This window comes from Burkholderia sp. AU4i (genome assembly GCF_000466765.1).
Taxonomy (GTDB): Bacteria; Pseudomonadota; Gammaproteobacteria; order Burkholderiales; family Burkholderiaceae; genus Burkholderia; species Burkholderia cepacia.
Genome location: NZ_ASSI01000468.1, coordinates 1 through 1,642 on the forward strand (window position 1 = coordinate 1; position 1,642 = coordinate 1,642).

General features: G+C 72.3%; 2 protein-coding genes. Both read right to left on the reverse strand.

What is annotated here, in order from left to right:
• Positions 1-966, reverse strand: a 966-nt coding sequence (locus L810_RS43575; protein ID WP_042978517.1) for a c-type cytochrome, incomplete at its 3' end; no start/stop codon positions are given.
• A gap of 50 nt (positions 967-1,016) precedes the next feature.
• The coding region (locus L810_RS43580) for an ABC transporter ATP-binding protein (RefSeq protein WP_042978518.1) at positions 1,017-1,642 on the reverse strand (626 nt) is incomplete at its 5' end.

Sequence of the window (1,642 nt, forward strand, 5' to 3'; positions counted from 1 at the left end):
CACGCCGGAGATCGTCGCGAAGGCGAGCCACGCATCGGGCGTCGACGCGACGCAATCGGCTTGCGCCGTGCCGGCCGCCTGCACCACGGGCGTGCCGCTTGCCGTGACGAGCAAGGTTTGCCAGCGCGCGTCTTCCGGCGGGGGCGTCGCGCCCGGCGCGAGTGCGACGATACGCACGCGCTGGCCTGCGCGCCAGCGATCGAGCGGTTGGGGCGCGGCGCTGCCGCAGCGCACGTCGAGCGCCGGCAGCGGGACGGGCACGGGCCACGCGCCTTCCGCCTGCGCGCCGCTGCCCGCGGCGAGCGCTTTCAGGTAGTCGAGCACGGCCCAGGTGTCGCGGGGCTCGAGCGTCGCGGCGAAGCCGGGCATCGTCGGCGCACCACGTTCGTCGCGTGTCCCGTGGCGCACGCGCCAGAACAGTTCGCCGTCGAGGCGGCGGGCGAGCAGGGCGCCGGCGAAGGTCGGCGGCCAGTGCGGGAGCGTGGCCGCAAGCGGCCCTTCCCCGCGTCCGTCCACGCCATGGCACGCCACGCAGTGTTGCGCATACAAGTGCGCGCCGCGCATCACGTTCGATACCGAAAACGGCGCGGGATCGCGCTGGAAACTCGTCGGCACGGCAGGCGAAAGCCACAGCGAAGCCGGCGGCCACGGCGTGAACCACGCAACGGCCAGCGCGGCCAGCACCGCAAGCGCCGACGCCGCACGCCCCTTGCGTAACGCGAGCGCGATGCACGCGAGCACGGCGGCCAGCGTCGTCGCCGCGACGGCGAATGCGAGTTGCCGAGTGAGCCCGGCGTCGATGCGCAGCGTTTCGAGCGCGATGCGACGGGCCCACGGCCACGCAGGCTGACCGTCGGCGTCGCCCGTCAGCCCGATCGCATGCAGCACGCGCGACAGCGCGACTTGCGCGCGATACAGCCCTTGCAGAAACAGCAGCGCCCAGTCGGAGAACGTCGGTGCATTCATCGGCTACGTTCCGGCCGCACGGCGGCCCATCGTCGAACGGTACCGCGCATCTACCAGCTCGCATCGAGCCCGAGATGCCGCAACGCGTCGTGACGCAGCTCGGCGAGGCGCGGGTCGCCGCGATGGCGCGGGTAGGGCAGGTCGACGCGCAATTCGGCGACGATCCGCGCGGGACGCGGCCCGAACACGATCACGCGCTGCGCGAGGAACAGCGCTTCCTCGACATCGTGCGTGACGAGCAATGCAGAGAAACCGTCGCGTTGCCACAGCGCGGTGAGTTCGGCCTGCATCGTGAGCCGGGTGAGCGAATCGAGCTTGCCGAGCGGTTCGTCGAGAATCAGCAGGCGCGGATCGTTGACGAGCGCGCGGGCCAGTGCGACCCGCTGCGCCATCCCGCCGGACAGCTGATGCGGGAACACGTTCGAGAATTCCTGCAGGCCGACGCGCGCGAGCGCATCGTCGACGCGATGCTGCGACGCGCGCGCCACGCCGCGCGCCTCGAGGCCGAGCGCGACGTTCGCGCGCACTCGCCGCCACGGGTACAGCGTCGGGTCCTGGAACACGACGATGCGCGACGGATCGGGTTGCTCGATCGGCACGCCGTCCTGCGCGATTCCGCCTTGCCGCGCGGCGTCGAGGCCCGCGACGAGGCGCAGCAGCGTCGATTTCCCGCAGC